The sequence below is a fragment of the uncultured Rikenella sp. genome (genome assembly GCF_948810725.1).
In the GTDB taxonomy this organism is placed as follows: domain Bacteria; phylum Bacteroidota; class Bacteroidia; order Bacteroidales; family Rikenellaceae; genus Rikenella.
In genome coordinates, this window is record NZ_CAQIVA010000094.1 from 1 (window position 1) to 1,615 (window position 1,615).

The following is a 1,615-nucleotide window of genomic DNA, read 5'->3' on the forward strand; positions in this document are numbered from 1 at the left end:
CGGGCCGCGCGGGCCCCACGTCCCGTGGACGGGAAATGCTGACGCATTTCCACTGGCAGCCTCGGCCCAACCCTTCGTCCGCACGCTTGTTGGTCGCCGCTCCCCTAAATATGAAAACCTACAACCCCCGCTCGGCCTGGGACTGGCAGGCGGTGATCGCTACCAGATTCACGATGTCGCTCACGGAGCAACCTCGCGAAAGGTCGTTGATCGGGGCGGCCATACCTTGCAGAATCGGCCCGATGGCTTCGGCATCGGCCAAGCGCTGAACGAGCTTATAGGCGATGTTTCCCACTTCCAAGGTCGGGAAAACCAGTACGTTGGCACGACCGGCGATCTTGGAGTCCGGCGCTTTCTTGGCGCCTACGCCCGGCACGATGGCGGCGTCGGCCTGAAGTTCGCCGTCGATCTTCATGTCCGGTGCCATCTCCTGGGCCAACTTCGTGGCTTCGACGACTTTATCTACCATCTCGTGTTTGGCCGAACCTTTGGTCGAAAAGCTCAACATGGCGATTCGCGGCTCCATCCCGACGATCGCACGCGTGGTTTTGCCGGTCTCGACGGCGATCTGTGCCAGCTCCGGGGCGGTGGGGTTCGGATGCACGGCGCAGTCGGCGAAGATCATCATTCCGTTCTCGCCGTAGTGCTTGTCTTTCAGGAGCATAATGAAGGCGCCCGAAACTACCGAAATACCGGGCTTGGTCTTCACGTACTGGAAAGCGGGCCGCAGCACGTCGCCGGTGGCATTCCCCGCACCGGCCACTTCGCCGTCGGCGTCGCCGGCTTTGATCATCATCACGGAGAGATACAACGGATTGAGAATGAGTCGTTCGGCATCTTCCCGCGTAAGTCCTTTCGAGGCGCGAATCTGGAGCATCAGGTCGACGTAAGCCTCTTTTTTCGGATGATCGGCCGGATCGACGATCCGGATGTCGCCGTTCAGCACGTGTTCCAGCCCCCAGTCTTTGGCTAACTCTTTGAGTTCGCCGGGGTTGCCGATCAAGATGATCTCGGCGATGCCTTGTTCGACGATCTCGTTGGCGGCGCGCATGGTGCGCTCTTCGTTCCCTTCGGGCAGTACGATGCGCTGCTTGGCGGTGCGCGCCTGTTCTTTGATGCGGTTTAAAAGTTCCATTATTTCGATAATTTTATTGTCATTCCCAAGGCGGTGGCCCCCAAACAGAGTGCGAGGCTCAGGCCGATATAGAGCAGGGCGGTGTGGGTCTCGCCCGCACGCAGCAGGCGCACGCTTTCGAGCGAAAAGGTCGAAAAGGTGGTGAAGCCGCCGCAAAATCCCACTACGCCTAAAAGATGTCGGGCGGTACCGGTCTCGAAATGCTGTAAAAGCAGCCCGATTACGAATGATCCGACGAGGTTGACGCTCAGCGTGGCCCACGGAAATCGCCCTTCGCGTCCGGCGAACAGGGCGGCGAGGGCTACGGAGGTGCCGTAACGTGCTACGGAACCGGCGAAGCCGCCGAGACCTACCCACAATAAGTTGCTCCACATAATGCTAACAAAGGTACTATTTTTATTTGTGTCTTTGTTCTTTGTGCCGGCCGGAACCGTACCTTTTCTGAAGAAAAGGTACCCAAAAGACTTTTGCAGAGGTCGT

Annotated in this window: 2 protein-coding genes; both read right to left on the minus strand. The window is 58.6% G+C overall.

The window, feature by feature from the left end; translation table 11 throughout:
• Positions 1 to 118 precede the first annotated feature (118 nt).
• Complete coding sequence (pta, locus tag Q9S52_RS10685) at positions 119 to 1,135, minus strand: phosphate acetyltransferase (protein WP_304709097.1); 1,017 nt, start codon at positions 1,133 to 1,135, stop codon at positions 119 to 121.
• On the minus strand, positions 1,135 to 1,509 hold the full coding sequence (gene crcB / locus Q9S52_RS10690; RefSeq protein ID WP_300400697.1) for a fluoride efflux transporter CrcB: 375 nt from the start codon (positions 1,507 to 1,509) through the stop codon (positions 1,135 to 1,137). The genes pta and crcB overlap by 1 nt, the downstream gene beginning before the upstream one ends.
• Positions 1,510 to 1,615: the final 106 nt, after the last annotated feature.

Excerpts from the sequence above, each read along its gene's own strand:
- pta (WP_304709097.1), bottom strand. The coding sequence starts at position 1,135 with ATGGAACTTTTAAACCGCATCAAAGAACAGGCGCGCACCGCCAAGCAG.
- crcB (WP_300400697.1), bottom strand. The coding sequence starts at position 1,509 with ATGTGGAGCAACTTATTGTGGGTAGGTCTCGGCGGCTTCGCCGGTTCC.